The organism is Pseudomonas sp. SDO52101_S400 (assembly GCF_054071635.1).
In genome coordinates this window covers 67997-93371 of sequence record NZ_JBSVWF010000007.1, presented here as the reverse complement: position 1 = coordinate 93371, position 25375 = coordinate 67997, and the positions used below count along the sequence as shown (strand labels likewise).

At 61.3% G+C, this 25375-nt stretch carries 21 protein-coding genes; 13 read left to right on the top strand and 8 right to left on the bottom strand.

Annotated features, from left to right (window positions below; all coding sequences use genetic code 11):
- Nucleotides 1-110: 110 nt before the first annotated feature.
- From ACW9HX_RS05310 to ACW9HX_RS05300, 3 genes are all read right to left on the bottom strand, one after another.
- Nucleotides 111-2012 (bottom strand): PhoX family protein, encoded by a 1902-nt coding sequence (locus ACW9HX_RS05310; protein WP_457379762.1) that lies wholly within the window; start codon nt 2010-2012, stop codon nt 111-113.
- A 72-nt stretch (nt 2013-2084) separates the two neighbouring features.
- The gene (locus ACW9HX_RS05305; protein ID WP_457379761.1) at nt 2085-2849 is read right to left on the bottom strand and encodes a TOBE domain-containing protein; all 765 of its coding nucleotides are present in this window, start codon (nt 2847-2849) and stop codon (nt 2085-2087) included.
- Nucleotides 2850-2907: 58 nt separating this feature from the next.
- A complete protein-coding gene (locus ACW9HX_RS05300) occupies nt 2908-3648 on the bottom strand; it encodes a double zinc ribbon domain-containing protein (protein WP_457379760.1) in 741 nt (246 codons plus the stop codon).
- 91 nt (nt 3649-3739) lie between these two features.
- Between ACW9HX_RS05300 and bioB the strand changes: the two genes are divergently transcribed.
- The 11 genes from bioB to ACW9HX_RS05245 all read left to right on the top strand — a co-directional run bounded on the left by bioB (nt 3740) and on the right by ACW9HX_RS05245 (nt 18454).
- Nucleotides 3740-4795, top strand: coding sequence for a biotin synthase BioB (gene bioB / locus ACW9HX_RS05295; protein WP_457379759.1), 1056 nt, complete (start codon nt 3740-3742; stop codon nt 4793-4795).
- 67 nt (nt 4796-4862) lie between these two features.
- Entirely contained in the window at nt 4863-6041 is a 1179-nt protein-coding gene (gene bioF / locus ACW9HX_RS05290) for an 8-amino-7-oxononanoate synthase (RefSeq protein WP_457379758.1), read from the top strand.
- Nucleotides 6034-6765 carry an alpha/beta fold hydrolase gene (locus ACW9HX_RS05285; protein WP_457379757.1) on the top strand — a complete coding sequence of 244 codons (732 nt, stop codon included), beginning with the start codon at nt 6034-6036 and terminating at the stop codon, nt 6763-6765. Before bioF ends, ACW9HX_RS05285 begins: the two co-directional genes overlap by 8 nt.
- Nucleotides 6758-7570: a malonyl-ACP O-methyltransferase BioC gene (gene bioC / locus ACW9HX_RS05280; protein ID WP_457379756.1), complete on the top strand. Its 813-nt coding sequence runs from the start codon at nt 6758-6760 to the stop codon at nt 7568-7570. Before ACW9HX_RS05285 ends, bioC begins: the two co-directional genes overlap by 8 nt.
- Nucleotides 7567-8247, top strand: a complete 681-nt coding sequence (bioD, locus tag ACW9HX_RS05275) for a dethiobiotin synthase (protein ID WP_096817848.1) — start codon at nt 7567-7569, stop codon at nt 8245-8247. Before bioC ends, bioD begins: the two co-directional genes overlap by 4 nt.
- A 106-nt stretch (nt 8248-8353) precedes the next feature.
- Nucleotides 8354-8650 (top strand): hypothetical protein, encoded by a 297-nt coding sequence (locus tag ACW9HX_RS05270; protein WP_011336239.1) that lies wholly within the window; start codon nt 8354-8356, stop codon nt 8648-8650.
- A gap of 275 nt (nt 8651-8925) precedes the next feature.
- On the top strand, nt 8926-10731 hold the full coding sequence (locus ACW9HX_RS05265) for a phenylacyl-CoA dehydrogenase (protein WP_457379755.1): 1806 nt from the start codon (nt 8926-8928) through the stop codon (nt 10729-10731).
- Nucleotides 10732-10991: 260 nt separating this feature from the next.
- Nucleotides 10992-13106 carry a cytochrome-c peroxidase gene (locus tag ACW9HX_RS05260; protein WP_457379754.1) on the top strand — a complete coding sequence of 705 codons (2115 nt, stop codon included), beginning with the start codon at nt 10992-10994 and terminating at the stop codon, nt 13104-13106.
- Nucleotides 13107-13314: 208 nt separating this feature from the next.
- Entirely contained in the window at nt 13315-14604 is a 1290-nt protein-coding gene (locus tag ACW9HX_RS05255; RefSeq protein ID WP_457379753.1) for a GGDEF domain-containing protein, read from the top strand.
- 90 nt (nt 14605-14694) lie between these two features.
- Complete coding sequence (locus tag ACW9HX_RS05250) at nt 14695-16491, top strand: acyl-CoA dehydrogenase C-terminal domain-containing protein (RefSeq protein ID WP_457379752.1); 1797 nt, start codon at nt 14695-14697, stop codon at nt 16489-16491.
- 184 nt (nt 16492-16675) lie between these two features.
- Nucleotides 16676-18454 carry an acyl-CoA dehydrogenase C-terminal domain-containing protein gene (locus ACW9HX_RS05245; protein WP_457379751.1) on the top strand — a complete coding sequence of 593 codons (1779 nt, stop codon included), beginning with the start codon at nt 16676-16678 and terminating at the stop codon, nt 18452-18454.
- Between the two features lie 227 nt (nt 18455-18681).
- Here ACW9HX_RS05245 and ACW9HX_RS05240 read toward each other — a convergent pair whose 3' ends face one another.
- Nucleotides 18682-19611, bottom strand: coding sequence for a LysR family transcriptional regulator (locus ACW9HX_RS05240; protein ID WP_064380308.1), 930 nt, complete (start codon nt 19609-19611; stop codon nt 18682-18684).
- A 169-nt stretch (nt 19612-19780) separates the two neighbouring features.
- Between ACW9HX_RS05240 and ACW9HX_RS05235 the strand changes: the two genes are divergently transcribed.
- Together ACW9HX_RS05235 and ACW9HX_RS05230 are read left to right on the top strand one after the other, a co-directional pair.
- Nucleotides 19781-21064: an aspartate aminotransferase family protein gene (locus ACW9HX_RS05235; RefSeq protein ID WP_457379750.1), complete on the top strand. Its 1284-nt coding sequence runs from the start codon at nt 19781-19783 to the stop codon at nt 21062-21064.
- Nucleotides 21065-21270: 206 nt separating this feature from the next.
- Complete coding sequence (locus ACW9HX_RS05230) at nt 21271-21429, top strand: YqaE/Pmp3 family membrane protein (RefSeq protein WP_003228885.1); 159 nt, start codon at nt 21271-21273, stop codon at nt 21427-21429.
- 3 nt (nt 21430-21432) lie between these two features.
- Here ACW9HX_RS05230 and ACW9HX_RS05225 read toward each other — a convergent pair whose 3' ends face one another.
- Genes ACW9HX_RS05225 through pqqC form a run of 4 tightly spaced genes read right to left on the bottom strand, consistent with a single transcriptional unit; the run spans nt 21433 to nt 25375 of the window.
- Nucleotides 21433-23241 (bottom strand): S9 family peptidase, encoded by a 1809-nt coding sequence (locus ACW9HX_RS05225; RefSeq protein WP_457379749.1) that lies wholly within the window; start codon nt 23239-23241, stop codon nt 21433-21435.
- A complete protein-coding gene (gene pqqE / locus ACW9HX_RS05220) occupies nt 23207-24379 on the bottom strand; it encodes a pyrroloquinoline quinone biosynthesis protein PqqE (protein ID WP_457379748.1) in 1173 nt (390 codons plus the stop codon). The genes ACW9HX_RS05225 and pqqE overlap by 35 nt, the downstream gene beginning before the upstream one ends.
- Nucleotides 24351-24626: a pyrroloquinoline quinone biosynthesis peptide chaperone PqqD gene (pqqD, locus tag ACW9HX_RS05215; RefSeq protein ID WP_007959876.1), complete on the bottom strand. Its 276-nt coding sequence runs from the start codon at nt 24624-24626 to the stop codon at nt 24351-24353. Before pqqD ends, pqqE begins: the two co-directional genes overlap by 29 nt.
- On the bottom strand, nt 24623-25375 hold the full coding sequence (pqqC, locus tag ACW9HX_RS05210; protein WP_011336228.1) for a pyrroloquinoline-quinone synthase PqqC: 753 nt from the start codon (nt 25373-25375) through the stop codon (nt 24623-24625). The genes pqqD and pqqC overlap by 4 nt, the downstream gene beginning before the upstream one ends.

Sequence of the window (25375 nt, the reverse complement as noted above, 5' to 3'; positions counted from 1 at the left end):
CTCCTGCGCGCAGCAGGCTGCCGCGTCCGGCCCAGCATGGTAGCGCAGACAGGGTGTCTTGAGGGGATCGTTCCCGCGCAGAACGCGGGAACGACCTGACCGCTGCCGTATCAGGCGCCGACGATCCCGCCATCCTCACGGGTAATCGCCATCACCGAAGAGCGCGGCTTGCCGTTCGGCAAATGCTCGGGGAAGGTCGAGCCGCCGTTCTCGCCCGGATGCTGAATCCCGACGAACAGGGTTTTCTGATCCGGCGAGAAACTGATCCCGGTGACTTCGCAACCGATCGGCCCGACCATGAACCGGCGAATTTCGCCAGTCTTGGGATCGGCGCAGAGCATCTGGTTGTTGCCCATTCCGGCAAAGTCACCGGCGTTGCTCGAATCACCATCGGTGAGAATCCACAGTCGGCCAGCCTTGTCGAAACCCAGGCCGTCCGGGCTGTTGAACATGTTTTGCGGGGTGATATTCGACGAACCGCCCTTCGGCGTGCCGGCGTGCACGCTCGGGTTGCCGGCCACCACGAACAGATCCCAGGCGAAGGTTTTGGAGCCGTGATCGTCGCGGTCGGTGCGCCAGCGCAGGATCTGCCCGTAGACGTTCTTCTCGCGCGGGTTCGGGCCGCCCACCGGTTGTCCGTCTTCGCCGCGCTTGGCGTTGTTGGTGAGGGTGCAATAAACCTGGCCGTCTTTGGGGCTGACCACGATCCATTCCGGACGGTCCATACGCGTGGCACCGACCACACTGGCCGCCAGACGTGCATGAATCAGCACTTCGGCCTGATCGGCGAAACCACTGCTGGCATCGATGCCGTTCTTGCCGTGAGTCAGTTCTATCCACTGGCCCTGGCCTTTCGGGTGGTCGGGGTTGCCGTCGCCCGCGTCGAATTTCGCCACGTACAAAGTGCCGTGATCGAGGATGTCGCGGTTGGCTTTGGCGTTGCGGTGGTTGATGCGGTCGCGGCTGACGAACTTGTAGATGAACTCGCCGCGTTCGTCGTCGCCCATATACACCACGGCACGACCGTCGTCGGTCTCGGCCAGGGCAGCGTTTTCATGTTTGAAGCGACCGAGCGCGGTGCGTTTGACCGGCGTCGATTGCGGGTCGAACGGGTCGATTTCCACCACCCACCCGTGACGGTTGAGTTCGTTCGGGTTCTTCGCCATGTCGAAACGCGGATCGAACGGGTGCCAGTTGATCTCGCGGCTGGCGGCCGACACGCCGTAGCGTTTCTGCGCCGGGTCGAACTGCTGCTGGGCGTTGCTGCTGCCGAAGCAGTCGGTGAAGTTCTCTTCGCAGGTCAGGTAAGTGCCCCACGGCGTCTTGCCGTTGGCACAGTTCTGGAAGGTGCCGAGGACTTTCTTGCCGTGTGGGTCGGCGCTGGTTTTCAGCAGCGCGTGGCCGGCGGCCGGGCCGCTGATACGCAGCGGTGAGTTGCCGTGGATGCGGCGGTTGTAGCGCGAGCCCTGAACGAACTGCCACTGGCCATTCTTGCGCGCCACTTCAATCACCGACACGCCTTCGCAGGCCAGTGCCTTGCGCACGTCTTCCGCCGATTGCGGCTGGCCGCCATGGGGGTAGAGGTAGCGGTAGTTGGTGTATTCGTTGTTGATCGCCATCAGGGCGCGATTTTTGTCGTCCGGGAAGGCGAAGAGGCTCATGCCGTCGTTGTTGTCGCCGAACTGCACTTCCTGTGCAGCCGCGGTGCCGTTGCCGCTCGGGTCAAAGGCCGGGCCGTTCTTGTGCAGGGGCTGGCCCCAACTGATCAGCACCGACGACTTGTAGCCCTTGGGCAGGCTGATGACGTCGGTGGTGGCGGCCGGAATGCTGTCGAAGCCGAGCAGACGGCTGTTGCCGGCGCTGACACCCGTGGCCAGTGCACTGCGGCTCAACAGGCTGCCGCCGAGGAACATCGCCGCGCCGCACAACGCACCGGCACCGATGAAACCGCGACGGCTCAGGCCGACCATTTTTTCCAGGTCAGTGGATTGGTTTTCTTCTAATAGGCTCACATCAGGCTCCCTGCTTGGTTTTGGCAGCCACCTTAATGAGAGGCGATGACGCTTTTGTTGCAGGGAACCGGGCTAGAGCGGTGTGCCTATCAGCACATTGGACGGCGAGAACTGCACTTGCACCGGTTGTTCGAGGGTCAGGCCGTTGGTGCGCAGGTGCAGTGGCTCAGCCAGAGCGCAGAGTATCTGGCCATTGGGCAGGGCAATGCGCACTTCGCTCGGCCCGTCCTCGGCATCGAGAATCGCCTCGATGGTGCCCTCGAGAAGATTGTGACCGGATGTTGCAGTCTGCCCGCGGCCCAACAGTTCGAGCCATCCGGCCTTGATCAGCGCCACTACTTCGGTGCCTGCTTGAAGCTCCAGATGCACAGTACTGTCGTGGGTGATCTGTGCGTCGATGCACAGGCCTTCGGCCAGTTCCAGGCGGATCCGGTCGTTGCGACCCTGACCCTCGATTGCCACGACTTTGCCGTGCAACTGATTGCGGGCGCTGGTCCGGAGCATCAAACGCCCGAGCAGATCCAGGTCGCTGGCGTCTTCGGCGGCTTCCAGCACCTGCGCCTGCAAGGCTTGCAGCTTCTGATAAAGACGCAGCACCCGCTCGCCTTCGCTGGACAGTTTGGCGCCACCGCCGCCCTTGCCGCCCACCGCCCGCTCGACCAAGGGTTTCTGCGCAAGATTGTTCAGCTCATCGATGGCATCCCACGCCGCCTTGTAACTCAGGCCCGCGCTTTTGGCGGCGCGGGTGATCGAGCCCTGTTCGGCAATGTGTTGCAGCAGGGCGATGCGCTGCGGGCGGCGGACGATGTGCTGGGACAACAGGGAAGGCAAGGACATGTCGGGTGCTTTGTGCTGGGTTGATGGTGGAGGAAGTTGGCCGCTTGGCGTGTGTGAGTCAAGCCGCGTCGCCAGGTTTCGGTGTTCGGGCCAGGCAGTAGACGTCGACCCGCGCGGCGCCCGCGTCCACCAGCAGCCGGGCCAATGCCTGGGCGGTGGCGCCGGTGGTCAGCACATCATCGACCAAGGCCAAGTGCCGGCCTCGTACATCAGCGTCCGGCACCCGTTCGAAGGCGTTGCGCAGATTGAGTTTGCGCGCCCTGGCGTCGAGTACCTGCTGGGCGCTGGTGTCCTGAATTCGGCGCAGGACATTTTCTTCACAGGGCAGATCCAGTTGTTTGCCGAGCCACCGCGCCAGCATTGCGGCCTGATTGAATCCACGCTGGCGCAGACGCTTGTTCGCCAATGGCACCGGTAACAAGGCGTCCGGGCGTGGCAGGCCTTCGTCGAAGCGATGTTGCAGGAACTGCCCGAGAACTTCGCCGAGCAGGCGGCCAAACGGCCATTTCGCGTTGTGCTTGAAGCGGGTGATCAGGCTGTCCACCGGGAAGCCGTAGGACCAGGGCACCACGACGTGTTCGAAGGCGGGCGGGTCCTTGAGGCAGCCGCCGCACGTCAGGCCTGCGGCCGGCAGCGGCAATGCGCAAGTCATGCATTGATCGCCAAGCCAGGGCAAATCGGTTTCGCAGGCTACGCAGAGGGGTGTTTCGGTTTCCGCCGGCTCATCGCAAACCAAACAGGTGTGGTTATTATTTAACCAGATGTAAACCGTTCTATCTTGATATGGTTGACAGTGCATGGCTCTTCCTTAAATATGCCGAACATCCGTGTCGTGCCTGTGGGTATTCCGTTTCCCCAGGCGCAAGCCAAGCATAACCAAGGAATCGCCCATGAGCGCCAGCACCACTGCCACCCTGCGTCACGACTGGTCTTTGGCCGAAGTCAAAGCACTCTTCGTTCAGCCGTTCAACGACTTGCTGTTCCAGGCGCAGACGGTGCACCGCGCGCATTTCGACGCCAACCGCGTCCAGGTTTCCACTCTGCTGTCGATCAAGACCGGCGCCTGCCCGGAAGATTGCAAATACTGTCCGCAGTCCGGTCACTACAACACCGGTCTGGAAAAAGAAAAGCTGATGGAAGTGCAGAAAGTCCTCGAAGAGGCTGCCCGCGCCAAGGCCATCGGCTCGACCCGTTTCTGCATGGGCGCGGCGTGGAAGCACCCGTCGGCCAAGGACATGCCTTACGTGTTGAAAATGGTCGAAGGCGTGAAGGCCATGGGCCTGGAAACCTGCATGACCCTCGGTCGTCTCGATCAGGACCAGACCGAAGCGCTGGCCAAGGCCGGGCTGGACTACTACAACCACAACCTCGACACCTCGCCGGAGTTCTACGGCAGCATCATCACCACCCGCACTTACAGCGAGCGTCTGCAGACTCTGGCCTACGTGCGTGAGTCGGGGATGAAGATCTGCTCCGGCGGCATCCTCGGCATGGGCGAGTCTCTCGATGACCGCGCGAACCTGCTGATACAACTGGCCAACCTGCCGGAGCATCCGGAGTCGGTGCCGATCAACATGCTGGTGAAAGTTGCCGGCACGCCGTTGGAAAACGCCGATGACGTCGATCCGTTCGATTTCATCCGCATGCTCGCCGTGGCGCGGATTCTCATGCCGCAATCCCACGTGCGACTGTCCGCCGGCCGCGAAGCGATGAACGAGCAGATGCAGGCCCTGGCGTTCTTCGCCGGCGCCAACTCGATTTTCTACGGCGACAAACTGCTGACCACTGCCAACCCGCAGGCTGACAAGGACATGCAACTGTTCGCGCGTCTGGGCATTCAGCCGGAAGCCCGCGAAGAACATGCCGACGAAGTGCACCAGGCCGCCATCGAGCAGGCGCTGGTGGAGCAGAAGAGCAGCGAGCAGTTCTACAACGCGGCGGTCTGATCGCCCGTTCTCTCAGGCGCTGCCTCGGGTAGCGCCTGCTGATTCATTTGCCACCCGTGAGGCTTGCATGTCTTTCGATCTCGCCGCACGCCTTGCTGCCCGTCGTGCCGAAAATCTCTATCGCCAGCGCCCGCTGCTTGAAAGCCCACAAGGGCCGCAAGTGGTGGTCGACGGTCAGCCGTTGCTGGCGTTCTGCAACAATGATTACCTGGGCCTGGCCAATCACCCGCAAGTGATCGAAGCCTGGCGCACCGGCGCCGAGCGCTGGGGCGTTGGCGGCGGTGCGTCGCATCTGGTGATCGGCCATAGCGGCCCACATCACGCGCTGGAAGAAGCCCTGGCCGACCTCACCGGACGGCCGCGTGCGCTGTTGTTCACCACCGGCTACATGGCCAACCTCGGTGCGGTCACGGCGCTGGTCGGGCAGGGCGACACGGTGCTGGAAGACCGGCTCAATCATGCTTCGTTGCTGGATGCCGGATTGTTGTCCGGCGCGCGGTTCAATCGCTATCTGCATAACGACGCCGACAGTCTCGCCAAGCGTCTGGAGAAGGCCACCGGCAATACACTGGTGGTCACCGACGGCGTGTTCAGCATGGACGGCGATCTCGCCGACCTGCCGGCGCTGGCCCGGGAAACCAAGGCCAAAGGCGCGTGGCTGATGGTCGATGACGCCCACGGTTTCGGCCCGCTGGGCGCGAACGGTGGCGGCATCGTCGAGCATTTCGGTTTAAGCAAGGAAGACGTTCCGGTGCTGGTCGGCACGCTCGGCAAAGCGTTCGGCACGGCTGGCGCGTTCGTGGCCGGCAGTGAAGAGTTGATCGAAAGCCTGATCCAGTTCGCCCGCCCGTACATCTACACCACCAGCCAGCCGCCGGCGCTGGCCTGTGCAACATTGAAGAGTCTCGAGTTGCTGCGTAGCGAACACTGGCGTCGCGAGCATCTGCAGACGTTGATCCGCCAGTTCCGCCACGGCGCCGAACAGATCGGCCTGGAGCTGATGGACAGCTTCACGCCGATCCAGCCGATCATGATTGGCGACGCCGGTCGCGCCGTGCGTTTGTCGCAGATGCTGCGCGAGCGCGGGCTGATGGTCACCGCGATCCGTCCACCGACCGTGCCTGCCGGCAGTGCACGGCTGCGGGTCACGCTGACCGCCGCTCACAGTGAAGCGCAGGTACAACTATTGTTAGAAGGACTGGCCGATTGCTTTGCCCAACTCAAGTCGGAGCCAAGCCATGCGTGATCGACTGATTCTGCTCCCCGGTTGGGGCCTGGGGGTTTCCCCGCTGGAGCCGCTGGCGGCGGCTCTGCGCGGACTCGACGAACACCTGACGGTGGAAATCGAACCATTGCCAGAGCTGGAATCCAGCGATCCTGCGGACTGGCTCGACGAACTCGATGAGCGCATTCCCCAGGATGTCTGGCTGGGTGGCTGGTCCCTGGGCGGTATGTTGGCTTCGGAGCTGGCGGCGCGGCGTGGCGAACATTGCTGCGGCTTGCTGACGTTGGCGAGCAATCCTTCTTTTGTTGCCCATGAGCAATGGCCGAGCGCGATGCCGGGGGAAACCTTCGATGCGTTTCTGGCCGGTTGCAGTGCTGACCCACGCCAGACGCTCAAGCGGTTTTCACTGTTGTGTGCTCAGGGTGCGCAGGACTCTCGCGGCCTGTCGCGGCTGTTGCTGGGCGGTGCGCCGAATACCTCGCCAGCGGCAATGATGGCTGGCTTGGAGTTGCTGGCGCAGATCGATACGCGCAATGCCTTGCAGGTGTTTCGAGGCCCGCAATTGCATCTGTTTGGTGGGCTGGACGGGCTGGTGCCGGCGGAAGCCGCGGGCGAGTTGTTCGCGTTGCTGGCGGATGTCGAGGTCGGGCTGATCGAGCAGGCCAGCCATGCGTTTCTTCTGGAAGACCCTCACGGTGTGGCCGGTGCGATCCAGGCATTTTTAAGTGAGTGCGGTGATGACTGATTTGTCTCTTGCGGCGCTGCCCGGTGGCTTGCCTGACAAGCGCCAGGTCGCGGCGTCATTTTCTCGCGCAGCGGCCAGCTACGACAGCGTCGCCGAGTTGCAGCGTGATGTTGGTACGCAGTTGTTGAAGCATCTGCCGGTGGATTTTCTGCCGCCGCGCTGGCTGGATCTCGGCTGTGGCACGGGTTATTTCACTCGGGCGCTGGCCGAGCGTTTTGCGGGTAAGGAAGGGCTGGCGCTGGACATCGCCGAGGGCATGCTCAATCACGCCCGGCCGTTGGGTGGGGCCGCACACTTTATTGCTGGCGATGCCGAGCGTCTGCCGTTGCAGAATTCGACCTGCGATCTGATCTTCTCCAGCCTCGCCGTGCAGTGGTGTGCGGACTTCGAAGCGGTACTCAGCGAAGCCTTCCGGGTGCTGAAACCGGGGGGGATTTTTGCGTTTGCTAGTCTTTGTGCAGGGACGCTGTACGAATTGCGCGACAGCTGGCGTCAGGTCGATGGCCTGGTGCACGTCAACCGCTTCCGCGAGTTCGCCCGGTACGAGCAATTGTGCGCGGCCAGTGGTTTGCGCAGTGTTTGTCTGGAGAACCGGCCGCATGTGCTGCATTACCCGGATGTGCGCAGCCTGACCCATGAACTCAAGGCGTTGGGTGCGCATAACCTGAACCCCGGTCGGCCGGGTGGATTGACCGGTCGGGCACGGATTCTGGGGCTGGTCGAAGCCTACGAGCAGTTCCGTCAGCCGCAGGGCTTGCCGGCGACTTATCAGGTGGTCTACGCCGTGTTGGAGAAACCCTTATGAGCGCAGCCTATTTCATCACCGGAACCGACACTGACGTCGGCAAGACGACTGTCGCCGCCGGGTTGCTGCATGCCGCCAGATCGGCAGGGTTGAGTACGGCGGCGGGCAAGCCGGTGGCGTCCGGTTGTGTCGTGACGCCCAGAGGTCTGCGCAATTCGGATGCGCTGGCGTTGCAGGCCGAGTGCTCGTTGCCGCTGACGTATCAACAGGTCAATCCGGTGGCGTTCGAGCCGGCGATCGCGCCGCATCTGGCGGCACGAGAGGCTGGCGTGGCGCTGACCGTGCAATCGTTGCTGGCGCCGATGCGCGAGATTCTGGCCATGAACGCCGACTTCACGTTGATAGAAGGCGCGGGTGGCTGGCGGGTGCCGTTGGCGGATCAGGACAATCTGTCGGACCTGGCGATTGCGCTGAATCTGCCGGTGATTCTGGTGGTGGGCGTGCGTCTGGGCTGCATCAGCCATGCATTGTTGACGGCCGAGGCGATTGCCCGGGACGGGCTGCAACTGGCCGGTTGGGTGGCAAACATCATTGATCCGAAGACCTCGCGGCTGGAAGAGAACCTGGCGACGCTGGCCGAGCGGATTCCGGCGCCTTGCCTGGGGCGGGTGCCGAAACTCAAGGCGGTCAGCGCCGAGGCGGTCGCCGATCATTTGCAACTGGATCTGCTCGACTGATTTTGGCTATGACAAGGCACTGTGCCATTAGTGTTTTTGACGGGTGTTTTTCTGGCGCCTCTGGTTCAATGGCAGCCATTGATCCTTCCCAAGGATGAGAGCTCCCATGGAAATCTCCGGAAACACAGCTTTTTATGCAGGTCTGAGCACCATTCAGACCGGGCAGAACCGCGTCGATCAGGCTGCCAGCCAGATCGCCAACAACACCATTGAGCGTTCGGTCACCAGTCAGTCTTCCGAAGCCCAGATCGATCGTCTGCGCGGCGTGGATCGCAGCCAGCAAATGGATCCGGGCAGCGCCATGGCCGAGATGGCCCAGGGCAAGTTTCAAGTGGAACTGGGCACGAAAGTCGCCAAGGCCTCCGATGAAATGCTCGGTACAATCATCGATACGTTCGCCTGATTTTCTGATCTCCGCTTTACCAGACGCCGCGACTGTTCGCGGCGTTTTTCGTTGTAAGTCCTTCTTCCTCAACTAATCTTTTTTCATTGCACATGGCTCGGTCGGGCGCATGTCGCGGTGCTGTGTCCGCGCTTCAGAAAATGTGATGACGAATGGCAAAAGAACGATGCTTGACAAGATTTCGGCGTAAACGTATGTTTCAAACAACTGTTTGACCGTCACAACAAATCAATGCGGTCGTTCATTCCCGGTTACATCAGCAGAGGTTTATCGCTATGCCTGACTACAAGGCCCCCTTGCGTGATATTCGCTTCGTTCGTGACGAACTGCTCGGCTACGAGGCGCACTATCAGAGCCTTCCAGCGTGCGCAGACGCAACGCCGGACATGGTTGACGCCATTCTCGAAGAGGGCGCCAAGTTTTGTGAGCAGGTGCTGGCACCGCTGAACCGCGTGGGCGACATCGAAGGTTGCACCTGGAGCGAGTCCGGCGTGAAAACCCCGACCGGCTTCAAGGAGGCCTACAAGCAATTCGTCGAAGGCGGCTGGCCAAGTCTGGCCCATGACGTCGAGCATGGCGGTCAAGGCCTGCCTGAGTCGCTGGGTCTGGCGGTAAGCGAGATGGTCGGCGAAGCCAACTGGTCGTGGGGCATGTACCCGGGCCTGTCGCACGGCGCGATGAACACCATTTCCGAGCACGGCACGCCAGAGCAGCAAGAAGCCTATCTGACCAAACTGGTCTCCGGCGAATGGACCGGCACCATGTGCCTGACCGAGCCACACTGCGGCACCGACCTGGGCATGCTGCGCACCAAGGCCGAACCTCAGGCTGATGGTTCCTACAAAGTCTCCGGCACCAAGATCTTCATCTCGGCCGGTGAGCACGACATGGCCGACAACATCGTCCACATCGTGCTGGCACGCCTGCCGGACGCACCGGCTGGCACCAAAGGCATTTCCCTGTTCATCGTTCCGAAGTTCCTGCCGAATGCCGATGGCACCGTCGGTGCACGCAACGCTGTGAGCTGCGGCTCGCTGGAACACAAGATGGGTATCCACGGCAACGCCACTTGCGTGATGAACTTCGACGGTGCGACCGGTTTCCTGATCGGCCCGGCGAACAAAGGCCTGAACTGCATGTTCACCTTCATGAACACCGCACGTCTGGGTACCGCGCTGCAAGGTCTGGCCCACGCTGAAATCGGCTTCCAGGGCGGCCTGAAATACGCTCGCGATCGTCTGCAAATGCGCTCCCTGACTGGCCCGAAAGCGCCGGAAAAAGCCGCTGACCCGATCATCGTGCACCCAGACGTACGCCGCATGCTGTTGACCATGAAGGCATTCGCCGAAGGCAACCGTGCGATGGTGTACTTCACCGCCAAACAGGTCGACATCGTCAAATACGGCGTGGACGAAGAAGAGAAGAAGAAAGCCGACGCACTGCTGGCCTTCATGACTCCAATCGCCAAAGCGTTCATGACTGAAGTCGGTTTCGAATCCGCCAACCACGGCGTACAGATCTATGGTGGCCACGGCTTCATCGCCGAGTGGGGCATGGAGCAGAACGTTCGCGACAGCCGCATTTCGATGCTGTACGAAGGCACCACCGGCATCCAGGCACTCGACCTGCTGGGCCGTAAAGTGCTGATGACCCAAGGCGAGGCTCTCAAAGGCTTCACCAAGATCGTCCACAAGTTCTGCCAGAACAACGAAGGCAACGAAGCCGTCAAAGAGTTCGTCGCTCCGTTGGCTGCACTGAACAAAGAGTGGGGCGAGCTGACCATGAAGGTCGGTATGGCTGCCATGAAAGATCGCGAAGAAGTCGGCGCGGCCTCCGTGGACTACCTGATGTACTCCGGTTACGCCTGCCTGGCCTACTTCTGGGCTGACATGGCGCGTCTGGCTGCTGAAAAACTGGCTGCCGGCACCACCGACGAGGCCTTCTACACCGCCAAGCTGCAAACCGCGCGCTTCTACTTCCAGCGCATCCTGCCGCGTACCCGTACGCACGTGGCAACCATGTTGTCAGGCGCCAACAACCTGATGGACATGAAGGAAGAGAACTTCTCGCTGGGCTACTAAGCCTTCACGCGGTCGTTCCAGAAACCGCTGCTCCTTCGGGGGCAGCGGTTTTTTTGTGCCCGGATTTCCCCAATCCCGGGGCTGATTCCCCATCACTGATGACGGCTTTGCTCAGCCAAGCCCCTGTGCTTATTGATTCAAGATGTTTCCAGAAGAGTGGCCAATTAATTGCACTGCCCGATTTACCGGTGCTAACCAGAACTGCCTGCTCAAAGAAGCAAGACGCCCGGCACTTAACAACAACAGTCAGGGTGAAGCCTATGAACATCAGTCGACTCGCTCGTTTGACCTTCTGGTTACCCGTCGCGCTTTCAGTCCAAAGCGCTTGGGCCGCCGACCCCGCCGAAGTCCCCCCCCCGGTGCCGGAGGTCCCGTCGTTGCAATCTTTGCGCGGGATGGTTCCTCCCGATCCCTCCGGGACCGAAGGCGGACGCAAGGTCGACCTGATGACCGACTACGTGCTCAACCGCTCTGCTGCGATCCTGCTGGGCAAGGCGTTGTTCTGGGACATGGAGATCGGCAGTGACGGCGCAACTGCATGCGCATCCTGCCACTACCATGCGGGCGTCGATCATCGCATCACCAACCAGCTCAACCCCGGCCAGGCCAACACCAACGCCAACGTCGCGTCGATTTTCAACAAACCGTTTGTGGCTTCCGACATTCCCGGCGACGTGGCGACTTACTCAACGTTGTCCGGCGGCAAGGGTGGCCCGAACTACACGCTGAAGAAAACCGACTTTCCGACCCACGTGCTGAGCAATCCACTGGAGCGTAACTCGCCGATCGTTTACTCGACTGACGACGTAGTCGGTTCCCAAGGCGTGTTCGACGCCAACTTCGTCAAACCCAATCAGCCGCGCTTCGACAAATGCACCCAGCAGCCGGACGGCCTGTTTCAGGTCGGCGGCATCAACGTCCGGCGCAGCACCGGTCGCAACGCGCCTTCGGTGATCAACGCTGCGTTCAACGTGCGCAACTTCTGGGACGGTCGGGCCAACAACGTGTTCAACGGGTTTTCGCCGTTCGGCAATCGCGACCCGGATGCGGGGATCTACGTGACCAGCGAACGCAGCACGGTCGCCACGAAAGTCAGGCTGGCGCTCAACGATGCGTCTGCCGCCTCGCAAGCCGTCGGCCCGCCCGGCAGCCCGGTGGAAATGTCCTGCGGTGGCCGCACCTTTGCCGACATCGGCCGGCGGATGCTCGACACGCTGATGCTCAAGCAGCAACGGATTTCGTCCAGCGATTCGGTGCTGGGGCCAGTGTCCGGTGCACGGCGTCCGACCTATCGCGAACTGATCAAGAATGCCTTCCAGCCCCGGTTGTGGAACGCAACGCAAAACGTGTTGGTTGGCGGCGCGCCGTACACCCAGATGGAAGCCAACTTCCCGCTGTTCTTCGGCTTGGCGATCCAGATGTATGAGGCCACGCTGGTGTCCGATCAGGCGCCGATCGATGCCTATCTGCAAGGCGACCACACCGCCATGAACGCACAGCAGGTCGAGGGGATGAACCTGTTCCTCGGCAAGGGCAAATGCGTCAATTGCCACGGCGGTGCGGAGCTGACCAACGCCGCCAGCCGCTTGTTGATGCATCCGCGTGAACGCATCGAACGGATGGTGATGGCCGACAACCTGACCACGCTCTATGACAACGGCTTCTACAACACCGGCGTCAGGCCGACTTCGGAAGATCTGGCCCTCGGCGGTGCGGATGCCTGGGGCAATCCGTGGTCGTTCACCCGTCAGTACAACACGGTGTTGCAGGGCGGAAAATCGGTCGATCCGCTGGATGTCGACGTGTGCACCTTTGAAGCACCGCTGAGTGCGGCGATTCCGTGCGATGCCACGCTCAAACCGAATGTCGGGTTCCGCGATTCAGTTGACGGCGCATTCAAGACCCCGACCCTGCGCAACATCGCCCTGACCGGCCCGTACTTCCACAACGGCAGTCGCGCCACGCTCAAGCAGGTCATGGAGTTCTACAACCGTGGCGGCGACCGGCGCGGCGAGGATGCCAACAACACCAGCGGATTCGAGCACCCGGCGGTGAATCAGCACAACACCTCCAATCTCGATCCGGACATGACGGCGCTGAACCTGACACCTGAGGAAATCGACGCCCTGGTGAAATTCATGGAGGTCGGCCTGACCGATCCGCGTGTTGCCTGGGAGCGGGCGCCTTTCGATCACCCGTCGCTGGTCATCCCGCAGGGCCACATCGGCGATGAAAACGCCGTGACCCAGCGTCCGGCCAGTCCGAAGGTCACGACTCGTCAGGCGACGGATGCATCGCTCAATCTCAAGCCTTACGGCGCTGAAGGTCGGCCGGCGGCGGAGGGTCCGTTACAACCGTTCTACAACGATCTCTGAGTAGAAATGACCGTCATGGCCATCACGAATGATGGCCATGACGAAAGTTTCATGGTCGCCAAGGAAAAAACCTTGATTGAAGGCTCAGAAACCGAGGGATTCGGCCGTTAAAGAGACAGCCTGTGATCTGGATCACATTGTGTGTGCTTAACTGGCCACATTGCAGGCACAATGCCATCTCTTTGCCAAGACGGTCGGAGCTTTACCCTTGCCGCGTTCTTCCGCTGTACGTTTCAGTCATTTCATACCATCACTGCTGTTGTTGCTTGCGGGGTTGGCGGCTGCGTACGTCAAAGACCTCAACGTGTTCTTCACCTCGCTGTTCAACGTGTTGCCAACTCTGGTGCTGTTGCTGGGCGGGTCGTATTGCGCGGTTTACCGACGCCAGCGCGAACTGTTTCTGATGGTCACGGTGTACATCGCCTACTTCCTGCTCGACACCCAGACCGACTATTACCGTGACAACGGCAAAGTGCGCGAAGACGCGGCTGTGGTGTTCCATCTGGTCTGCCTGCTGTTGCCCTTGTTGTTCGGACTGTTCGCCGCGTGGCAGGAACGCACGCACCTGTTTCAGGACATGGTGGCGCGCTTCGCCGTGCTGCTGGCCTTTGGCAGCGTTGCACTGGGGCTTGAGCAAAGTTACCCGCAGGCGTTGCTGATGTGGCTCTCGGAGATTCGCTGGCCGGCCTTGCACGGCGCGTGGATGAGCCTGATCCAGATGTCCTATCCGGTGTTCCTCTCGGCGTTCCTGTTGCTGGCCTGGCAGTACTGGCGCAACCCGCGACCGCTGCACGCGGCGCAACTGGTGGGGTTGCTCGGGGTGTTCTGGATGCTGCCGAAAACCTTCATCCTGCCGTTCACCCTGAACATCATGTGCAGCCAGGTGATGCTGATGATTGCCGCTGCGGTGGCGCACGAGGCGTATCAAATGGCCTTCCGTGACGAGCTCACCGGTCTGCCGGGCCGTCGCGCACTCAACGAGCGTATGCAGCGTCTGGGTCGCAACTATGTGCTGGCGATGAGCGACGTCGATCACTTCAAGAAATTCAACGACACCCACGGTCACGACGTGGGTGACCAGGTCCTGCGACTGGTCGCCAGCAAACTGTCCAAAATCAGCGGCGGCGGCAGGGCGTATCGCTACGGTGGCGAGGAATTTGCCCTGGTGTTTGCGGGCAAGACCCTTGAAGAGTGCATGCCGCACCTAGAAGTCATCCGCGAGTCGATCGCGTCCTACAACATCCAGTTGCGCAATCAGGAAAACCGCCCGCAGGACGACCAGCAAGGGCGTCAGCGGCGCAGTGGTTCCGGTGCGTCCAGTGTGTCGGTCACTGTCAGCATCGGTGTCGCTGAGCGAGTGGAGCAGCGCAACCCGGAGCAGGTTCTCAAATCCGCCGACGAGGCGCTCTACGCCGCCAAGGGGGCGGGGCGAAACTGCGTGATGGCGTTCGGTCAGAACCGTCGTGGCGCGGTACGCATGGACAACGCCGCAGGTTGAGTGATGACGGCGCATTCAGCGTCTGGACAGTGATTGTGGGGCACGGTGGCCGGCAGTAGGTTGGAGAAATCTGCTGACGGAGAAGCCACCATGCCCGAGTACAAAGCTCCCCTGCGCGACATGCGCTTTCTGATCGACCACGTCTTCGACTTCCACACCCAGTACGCGGCCCTCGGCGCCCACGACGCCAGCCCGGACATGATCAATGCGATCCTCGACGAGGGCGCGAAATTCTGTGAGAACGTTCTGGCACCGCTCAATCGCAGCGGCGACGAAGAGGGCTGCCACTTCGACAACGGCGTGGTGACAACGCCTGCTGGCTTCAAGCAAGCCTTCGCCCAATACGTGGAAGGTGGCTGGCACGGTCTGGCGGCGGATCCGGCTTACGGCGGCCAGGGCCTGCCGAGTTCGCTGGGGCTGGTGATCAGCGAAATGGTCGCCTCCAGCAACACCTCCTGGGGCATGTACCCGGGGCTGACCCACGGCGCCATGTCGGCGATCCACGCCCACGGCACCGAAGAACAGAAAAACACCTATCTGCGCAAACTCACCGCAGGCCAGTGGACCGGCACCATGTGCCTGACCGAAGCCCATTGCGGCACCGACCTGGGCATCATCAAGACCCGCGCCGTGCCTCAGGCCGACGGCAGTTATGCGGTCACCGGCAGCAAGATTTTCATCTCCGCCGGCGAACACGACATGAGCGACAACATCATTCATCTGGTGTTGGCCAAACTCCCGGACGCACCGGCCGGGACCAAGGGTATTTCGCTGTTCATCGTGCCGAAATTCCTGCCGGATACAGTCGGTGAGGCGGGGGAACGCAACGGCGTTTCCTGCGGTTCGATCGAACACAAGATGGGCATCAAAGCCTCGGCCACCTGCGTGCTGAACTTCGATGACGCCAAAGGCTTCCTGATCGGCGAGCCGAACAAAGGCCTGAATTGCATGTTCACCATGATGAACCACGCGCGCCTCGGCACCGGGATGCAGGGCCTGTGTCTGGGCGAGGCGAGTTTCCAGGGCGCAATCAAATACGCCAACGACCGCCTGCAGATGCGCGCCCTGACCGGCGCCAAAGCCCCGGACAAACCGGCGGACCCGATCATCGTCCACCCGGACGTGCGGCGCATGCTGCTGACCATGAAAGCCTTCAACGAGGGCAACCGCGCGCTGACCTATTTCACCGCGCAAATGCTTGATGTCGCGCACCTGAGCCCGGATGCCGAAGCGCGCCAGGAGGCCGAAGACCTGTTGGCGTTCCTGACCCCGATCTGCAAGGCGTTCATGACCGACACCGGTCTGGAGGTGACCAACCACGGCATGCAGGTGTTCGGCGGCCACGGTTTTATCCGCGAGTGGGGCATGGAGCAGCTGGTTCGCGATTGCCGTATCGCACCGATCTACGAGGGCACCAACGGCATTCAGGCGCTGGATCTGCTGGGGCGCAAAGTGCTTGGCAGCCAAGGCAAACTGCTACGCAACTTCACCAAAATCGTCCACAAATTCTGCGCGGCCAACGCCGGGCATGCGCAACTGGGCGGGTTCGTGGCGCAGCTTGATGCTCTCAATCAACAGTGGGGCGAACTGACCATGCAGGTCGGCATGGCCGCGATGAAGAACCCGGATGAAGTTGGCGCCGCGTCGGTGGATTACTTGATGTACAGCGGTTACATCGTCCTTGGCTACCTGTGGCTGCGCATGGCGCTGGTCGCTCAGGCGCAGCTGGAGTCGGGCGAGGGTGATGGCGATTTCTGCCAAGGCAAACTGGCGACGTGCGAGTTTTACTTCAAACGTCTGTTGCCGCGCACCGCGGCGCATCGTTCGGCGATCGAAGCGGGCAGTGATTGCCTGATGAAACTGCCGGCGCAGCTGTTCTCGCTGTAACACGTCACTGTTAAACAAAAGAGCCCGCTGATTGCGGGCTTCTTTATGGCTGCTTGCTGGTGACTAAAAATAACAAAACAGTCACTGCCTGACCCTATGTGTCGCAAAAGTTGTTGGGTTACACTCCGACTCAACGAAAACACCCTTCCACGAATCACCTGTTTTGATCTTTGCGAGGTTTGCCATGGCTGACTACAAAGCGCCGCTGCGCGATATGCGCTTCGTCCTCAATGAAGTGTTCGAAGTCGCCAAACTCTGGGCCGAACTGCCGGCACTGGCCGAGACTGTCGACGCAGAAACCGTTGAGGCTATCCTCGAAGAGGCCGGCAAGGTCACCAGCAAAAGCATCGCGCCCCTGAGCCGTGCCGCCGACGAAGAAGGCTGTCACTGGGCCGACGGTGCCGTCACCACGCCGGCCGGTTTCCCACAGGCCTATCAGACTTATGCCGAAGGAGGCTGGGTCGGTGTTGGCGGTGATCCGGAATACGGCGGCATGGGCATGCCGAAAGCCGTGTCGGCTCAGGTCGAAGAAATGGTCAACTCCGCCAGCCTGTCCTTCGGTCTGTATCCGATGCTGACTGCCGGCGCCTGCCTGTCGATCAACGCCCACGCCAGCGAAGAGCTGAAAGCCGCGTACCTGCCGAACATGTACGCCGGGATCTGGGCCGGCTCCATGTGCCTGACCGAGCCGCATGCTGGCACCGACCTGGGCATCATTCGCACCAAGGCCGAACCTCAGGCGGACGGTTCCTACAAGGTCAGCGGCACCAAGATCTTCATCACCGGCGGTGAGCACGACCTGACCGAAAACATTATCCACCTGGTGCTGGCCAAGCTGCCGGACGCACCGGCGGGGCCGAAAGGCATTTCGCTGTTCCTGGTGCCGAAGTTCATGGTCAATGCCGATGGCAGCCTGGGCGCGCGCAACCCGGCGAACTGTGGTTCGATCGAACACAAGATGGGCATCCAGGCTTCGGCCACCTGCGTGATGAACTTCGATGAAGCCGTGGGTTACCTGGTCGGCGAGCCGAACAAGGGCCTGGCCGCGATGTTCACCATGATGAACTACGAGCGTCTGGGCGTCGGTATCCAGGGCTTGGCCACCGGCGAGCGCTCGTACCAGAACGCCATCGAATACGCCCGCGATCGTCTGCAAAGCCGTTCGCCGACCGGCGCGCAGAACAAGGACAAGGTTGCCGACCCGATCATCGTCCACCCGGACGTGCGTCGCATGTTGCTGACCATGAAAGCCTCGAACGAAGGCGGCCGTGCGTTCTCCACCTACGTGGCGATGCAACTCGACACCGCCAAATTCAGCGAAGACGCCGCCACCCGCAAGCGTGCGGAAGATCTGGTTGCCTTGCTGACGCCAGTGGCCAAGGCGTTCCTGACCGATCTGGGTCTGGAAACCACCGTCCACGGCCAGCAGATCTTCGGCGGCCACGGCTACATCCGTGAGTGGGGCCAGGAGCAACTGGTGCGCGATGTGCGCATCACCCAGATCTACGAAGGCACCAACGGCATTCAGGCGCTGGACCTGGTGGGTCGCAAGATCGTCGGCAGCGGCGGCGCTTTCTACAAACTGTTCGCCGACGAGATCCGCCATTTCACCGCAACCGCCAGTGCCGACCTCGGCGAGTTCACCAAGCCGCTGAATGACGCCGTCGATACCCTCGACGAGCTGACCTCGTGGCTGCTGGACCGGGCGAAAGCCAACCCGAACGAAATCGGCGCGGCGTCGGTCGAGTATCTGCAAGTGTTTGGCTACGTTTCCTACGCCTACATGTGGGCCCTGATGGCCAAGGCATCGCTGGGCAAAGAAGCGCAGGACGATTTCTACGCGAGCAAGCTCGGTACGGCGCGTTTCTATTTCGCCCGTCTGCTGCCGCGGATTCACTCGTTGAGCGCATCGGTCAAGGCTGGCAGCGAGTCGCTGTTCCTGCTGGACGCTGCGCAGTTCTGATGATGTAACGTCATGTAAGCGATCTCTTACATGACGTGCTGCTGTTCTCCCATATGCGCAGATTGGATCCAGAGCTAATCTACATTTCATGGACGTCGCGCAGGAAGCGCAAAGCAACAACACGGACACGTAGGATTCTGCCAGGGTGGCGGAGTGAAATGGATGTCAGGGAAACAGTCTGCAAAGCCCCGCTTCGGCGGGGTTTTCTTATGCCCGCAGAAAAGTTTTCAGCTCAGCGCGTCCAGTGGCGGCGCACCTTTCAGCGGCTTGTCTTCGCGCTGCATCACTTCCTCCAGCAACGTTCGCAGCAAGGCCAATGGCGCCTGTTGGCGCTGCACATCGCGACACACCAGCCCGACCTTCAACGGCACACGCGGCTCACTCAGCGGTTTCCACAGCAGATCCTGATCGTCGTACTCCTTTTGCGAACGACCGGGCAACACCGTCGCCAGACGTGTGTGCGGCAGGCTGTCGAGAATCCCTACCATGTTGTTCAGTTCCGCCTGCACTTGCGGGCGGCGTCCAAGGCTGGCCAGTTGGGCCTGCCAGATCTGGCGGATCTGGAATTCTTCGCCCAGCAGCAACATCGGCAATTCGGCAGCCTGGCTCATCGAGACTTTCTTGAATTCACGCAGCGGATGATCCGCCGGGATGACCAGCGTCAGTTCATCTTCGTACAGCATCACGCCGTGCAACCCCGGCTGGCGTGGCGGCAGATAACTGATGCCGATGTCCAGCGAGCCATTGAGCAGACGTCGCTCGATCTCCAGTCCCGTGAGTTCATAAATCTGCACCACCAAGTGCGGTTGGGCCTTGCGTACCCGTTCAAGCATTTGCGGCACAAGACTGGTGTGCACGGTTTGCAGTACACCAATCGCCAGCGTACGCAGTGCCTGCCCTTTGAAGTTGCCCAATGCCTCACGCGCGCGTTGCATCCCGTCGAGCAGTGGCAGCGCGTGGTTATACAGCGTATGAGCGGCGAGGGTCGGCAGCAGGCGCTTACTGCTGCGTTCGAACAGGGTGACGTCGAGGTTCTGTTCCAGATGGCGGATCTGCTGGGACAGCGCCGGCTGGGAGATCGACAGACGCTCGGCGGCGCGTCCGACATGACCTTCTTCGTAGACCGCGACGAAATAACGCAGTTGTTTGAAATCCATAAGTAACACTTATCGAAAATGCTGGGAAATCGAAATGGCCGGCGGCCGTGTCTGAGCCTAGTCTAACCGCATCCACGGGGCTTACAGGGCCGGAAAGGGCAATGACCAGCGATTGTTTCGATAACGATTACATAGGCAGTTCAAAAAACCTCCTGCGAGGCTTTTTGCAATGAACCTGTTCAGCCTGCGGCGTCAGACCCCAAGCCTCGATGACCTGGCTTTTGAAACCGGAGAAACGGGAGCCAATGACGGCCTGAATGCCGAGCGCCTGATGCCCAGCGTCGAACGTCCGCAACAGGTATTCGTTCGCGGCCAGGGTTCCTGGCTGTGGGACAGCAATGACCGCGCCTATCTGGACTTCTCCCAGGCCGGCGGCGCCAACAGCCTCGGCCACAGCCCTTCGGCACTGGTCAAAGCCATAGCCAATCAGGCCCAGGCCCTGATCAATCCCGGCTTCAATCTGCACAATCGCGGCATGCTCAATCTCGCCGAGCGCCTGTGTGCCAGCACTTCCAGCGATCAGGCGTACCTGCTCAACAGTGGCAGCGAAGCCTGTGAAGCCGCAATCAAACTGGCGCGCAAATGGGGCCAACTGCATCGCGGCGGTGCCTCGCGGATCATTGTTGCCAGACAAGGCTGTCACGGACGTAGTCTGGCGACGATCTCGGCGTCGGACAGTTCGAACCTGCAAAACCGCTTCGCTCCGCTGCTGCCGGGCTTTGATCTGGTGCCGTTCAATGATCTGCCGGCGCTGCATGCCGCAGTCGACGCGCAGACCGTCGCGATCATGCTTGAGCCGATCCAGAGCGATGCCGGTGTGATTCCCGCGACCGATCATTACCTCAAGGGTGTCGAGCGTCTGTGCCGTGAGCTGGGGATTCTGCTGATCCTCGACGAAGTGCAGACCGGCATCGGTCGTTGCGGCACGTTGCTCGCCGAACAGTCCTACGGCGTGCGCGCCGATATCGTCGTACTCGGCAAGGGCCTCGGCGGTGGCGTGCCACTGGCTGCGTTGCTGGCGCGAGGCAAGGCCTGCTGTTTCGACTCCGGCGAACTGGGCGGTACTCATCATGGCAACGCGCTGATGACCGCCGCTGGCCTGGTGGTACTCGACAGCGTGCAGGATCGTGCATTCCTCGAACAGGTCCGGGACAACGGCGAGCATTTGCGCGAGGGGCTCGTCCGTCTGGCCCATCGTTACGAGCATGGCGAGTTGCGCGGACAAGGGCTGTTCCGGGGACTGACCCTGTCGGAAGACTCCGCCGAGGCTGTCGTCAAAGCCGCGCTTCATGAAGGCTTGCTGCTCAACGCCCCACAAGCCAACTGCCTGCGCTTCACCCCGGCGCTCACCGTCAGCAAGGCCAACATCGACGAAATGCTCCTGCGCCTGGCCCGCGCCTTCTCCCGGGTACGCACCGCACAACTGCAATGCCGCAAAGGGATTGCCGTCTGAACTGAAGTTTCCCACCCGAATTAAAGAACCGTCTCGCGGTATAACGCACGCCCCACGCCTGATTCTTTTGGCGTGGGGCGTTTTTTTGTGGCCGGCTAATGGCAAGCAAATGGCGTGATTGCGGTTTGCACTGAACCCTGACAAACGGCACAGGTCGATTAGCTTGTATGGCTCAGTCGAGCCAACCCCCAATCAGGAGCTGCCCCATGGATTTCATTCGAATCATCATCGCCATTCTGTTGCCGCCACTGGGTGTGTTTCTGCAGGTCGGGTTCGGCGGCGCGTTCTGGCTGAACATTCTGTTGACGCTGTGCGGTTACATCCCGGGGATCGTGCATGCGGTGTACATCATCGCCAAGCGCTGAGTCTCAGTCCGTCAAACCCATCACTCGCCGGTAGAACCGCCATTCCTGCTCCAGCGCATGGGCCTGGTTGGCGGCCCGGCGGAAGCCGTGACGTTCGTCGGCGTAGTAGTGCGCTTCGACCTCAATTCCGTTTTGCTCCAGGGCCGCGACCATGTCGCGGGTCTGTTGCGGCACGACCACGGCATCCAGTTCACCCTGAAAGAAAATCACCGGCACGCGAATATTGCTGGCGTGGAGCAATGGAGTGCGGGCCGCATAGCGTTCGGCATCTAGCTCGGGATCGCCGATCAGCCAGTCCAGGTAATCGCCTTCGAATTTGTGTGTCGCGCGGCCCAAGGCTATCGGATCACTGACGCCGTACAGGCTGGCACCGGCGCGGAACACTTGATGGAACGCCAATGCGCACAGCGTCGTGTAACCACCGGCGCTGCCGCCACGGATGAATGCACGCTCGCCGTCGATCATGCCGCATTCGGCCAGATAGGCCACCACTGCGCAGGCATCTTCGACATCCACAGCCCCCCAACTCAGATGCAACGCCTGCCGATAGTCCCGGCCATAGCCGCTGCTGCCACGGTAGTTGAGATCGGCGACGGCGAAACCGCGTTGCGTCCAGTACTGGATGCGCGGGTCGAGCATCGGGTAACACGCCGACGTCGGGCCGCCGTGAATGAACACCACCAACGGCGGCTTCACATCGCCATTCGTGGCCGGATAAAAGAAGCCGTGCGCTTCACCTGAACCGCTGGGATAGCGCAGGGTTTGCGGTCGGCTGATGCGCTCGGCGGGTAGCGGCGCAACGCCGCCGGCCAGCACCTTCGCTTCACGCGATTCACGATCAATTGCGAGCACCGCAGAAGGGCTGATCGGTGAAGCGGCGATGCAGTAAATGAACTGATCATCGACAGCCAAATGACGAAAGCGACTGTAATCGCCGGTGAAGTCTTCGCCATTCAGCGCCAGACGACCGAAACCGCCCTCGCTCCAACTCGCCAAAAAGCCTTCACCGTTAGGCAGCCAGGTGCAGCCGCCAAGTTGCCATGGAGCCGGCGCGTGATCGGCTTCGGCGCTGGCTAACGGTTGCAAGCCGTTTGCCGACTCAATCCACGGCTGCCAATACCCACCACGGTCGGTCAGGCAACCCAGTCGGCCATCGACATCGAAGCGCGGTTGCTGGATCGACTCTTCAAGCGTTTCACCGGCCACGCAACGTGGGGCAGAAAACCCGTTGTCCGAGCGCTCGGCGATCATCAAACGCGTGGACGTCCACGGCTGATGTGGGTGGCTCCACTCGATCCACGCCAAGCGCTGACCGTCCGGGCTGATGATCGGGGCCGCGTAAAAGTCCGCGCCTTCCACCAGCATATGACGGGCGCCGTTCCCGAGATCGATAGCCACCAGCCGGTGGCTATCACCGCTCTCTTCAACGGCCAGCACCTGCCCGTTGGCAAAATGCAGATCGCCATATCGGCACTCGCCCGACGTCAGAACCTCGGGCTCTCCATCCAACGTCTGGCGATACAGCTGTTGATCCGCCTCGTTGACGAAAACAATCCCGTCAGGCGTCAGACAAAACGCCCCACCGCCATATTCGTACACCCGGCTGCGAACGCTGAAACCCGCAGGCGTCAGACATTTCGCCGCGCCTTCGCGCCAGTGCCAGATCCGGCATGCGGCGTCTGCAGGGCGGTATTCATTCCAGTACAAACCGTTGGTGCCGAGCTGCAATTCGGCGAAATCCACGCCGGCAGCAACCGCAGCGGTGGCGCTGAAAGGCTCAGCCTTTGGCGATGAGGCGCGAGTTTCGTTCATTGCGAAAGGCCAGTTGTTCGATGGTCTGGGTGGCGTGCTCGGCTTCTTCGCGGGCCTTGAGGATCACGCCGTGATGTTCGGACTTGCTGCACACCGGGTCCGCATTGCTGGCATCGCCGGTGAGCATGAACGCCTGGCAACGGCAGCCGCCGAAGTCTTGCTCTTTTTCGTCGCAGTAGCGGCACGGCTCGGGCATCCAGTCATAACCGCGAAAGCGGTTGAAGCCGAACGAGTCGTACCAGATGTGCTGCATGCTGTGGTCGCGCACATTGGGAAATTGTACCGGCAGCTGTCGGGCGCCATGACAGGGCAGGGCGGTGCCGTCCGGTGTGACTGTCAGAAACAGACTGCCCCAGCCGTTCATGCAGGCTTTCGGGCGCTCTTCGTAATAGTCCGGGGTGACGAAAATCAATTTGCACGGATGTCCTTCGGCTTCCAGCTTTGCCCGGTATTCGTTGGTGATACGTTCGGCGCGAACCAGTTGCTCCTTGGTCGGCAACAGGCCGACACGATTGAGCTGCGCCCAGCCGTAGAACTGGCAGGTGGCGAGTTCGACGAAGTCGGCCTCCAGCGCAATGCACAGCTCGATGATGCGGTCGATCTTGTCGATGTTGTGCCGATGGGTGACGAAGTTCAGCACCATCGGATAGCCGTGGGCCTTCACGGCGCGAGCCATTTCCAGTTTCTGCGCGAAGGCCTTTTTCGAGCCAGCGAGCAGGTTGTTCACTTGCTCGTCGCTGGCCTGGAAACTGATCTGGATGTGGTCGAGCCCGGCCTTCTTGAAGTCGCTGATCTTCTGTTCGGTCAGACCGATGCCCGAGGTGATCAGGTTGGTGTAAAAACCCAACTGGCGCGCTTCACGGATCAGCTCGGCGAGGTCCTGACGCACCAGCGGTTCGCCCCCGGAAAAGCCCAGTTGCGCCGCGCCCATCTCCCGCGCTTCGCGAAACACCTTTATCCACTGCTCGGTGCTCAGCTCCTTGCCCTGCTCGGCGAAATCCAGCGGATTGGAGCAGTACGGGCATTGCAGCGGGCAGCGGTAAGTCAGCTCGGCGAGCAGCCACAGCGGCAGACCGACTTCCGGTTTGGCCGGGACTTGCACCGATGACTCAGGCAAGTTCGATCCAGTGCTGCGCACGGGCAACCTCCATGAATTGCTCGATGTCGTCACCGAGCTCGGGCACGCCGGGGAACTGTCTGTCGAGTTCGGCGATGATCGCCGCGACATCCCGTTCACCGTCGATCAGGCCGCCGATCAGCGCGGCACTTTCATTGAGTTTGATCATGCCTTCCGGGTACAGCAGCACGTGGCCTTTCTGTGCGGGTTCGTACTGGAAACGGTAGCCGGGGCGCCAGGTCGGGGTCTTGCTGCGGTCGAAACTCATAAGGCGATTCCTTTATGCCAGACCCGTTGATCGGTGACGCTGTGATACGGCGGGCGGTTCAGTTCGTAAGCCATGCTCATGGCATCGAGCATGCTCCAAAGAATGTCCAGTTTGAACTGGAGAATTTCCAGCATGCGTTCCTGACCTTCGCGGGTCTTGTAGTGCTCCAGCGTAATCGCCAGACCATGCTCGACATCGCGCCGGGCCTGGCCGAGGCGGGTGCGGAAATACTCGTAGCCGGCCGGGTCGATCCACGGGTAATGCTGCGGCCAGCTGTCGAGCCGCGACTGGTGGATCTGCGGCGCGAACAGCTCGGTCAGCGAGCTGCTGGCGGCTTCCTGCCAACTGGCGCGGCGGGCGAAGTTGACGTAAGCATCCACGGCGAAACGCACGCCGGGCAGCACCAGTTCCTGGGAGCGCAATTGATCCGGATCGAGACCAACGGCCTGGCCGAGACGCAGCCAGGCTTCGATGCCGCCGTCTTCGCCGGGGGCGCCGTCGTGGTCGAGCAGGCGCTGAATCCATTCGCGGCGGATCTCGCGATCCGGGCAGTTGGCGAGGATCGCCGCGTCTTTCAGGGGGATGTTCACCTGATAGTAGAAGCGGTTGGCGACCCAGCCCTGGATCTGCTCGCGGGTGGCCCGGCCTTCATACATCGCCACGTGATACGGGTGATGGATGTGGTAATAGGCGCCCTTGGCGCGCAGGGCCGCTTCGAATTCGGCGGGGGACAGCGGGGTGTCGGTCAT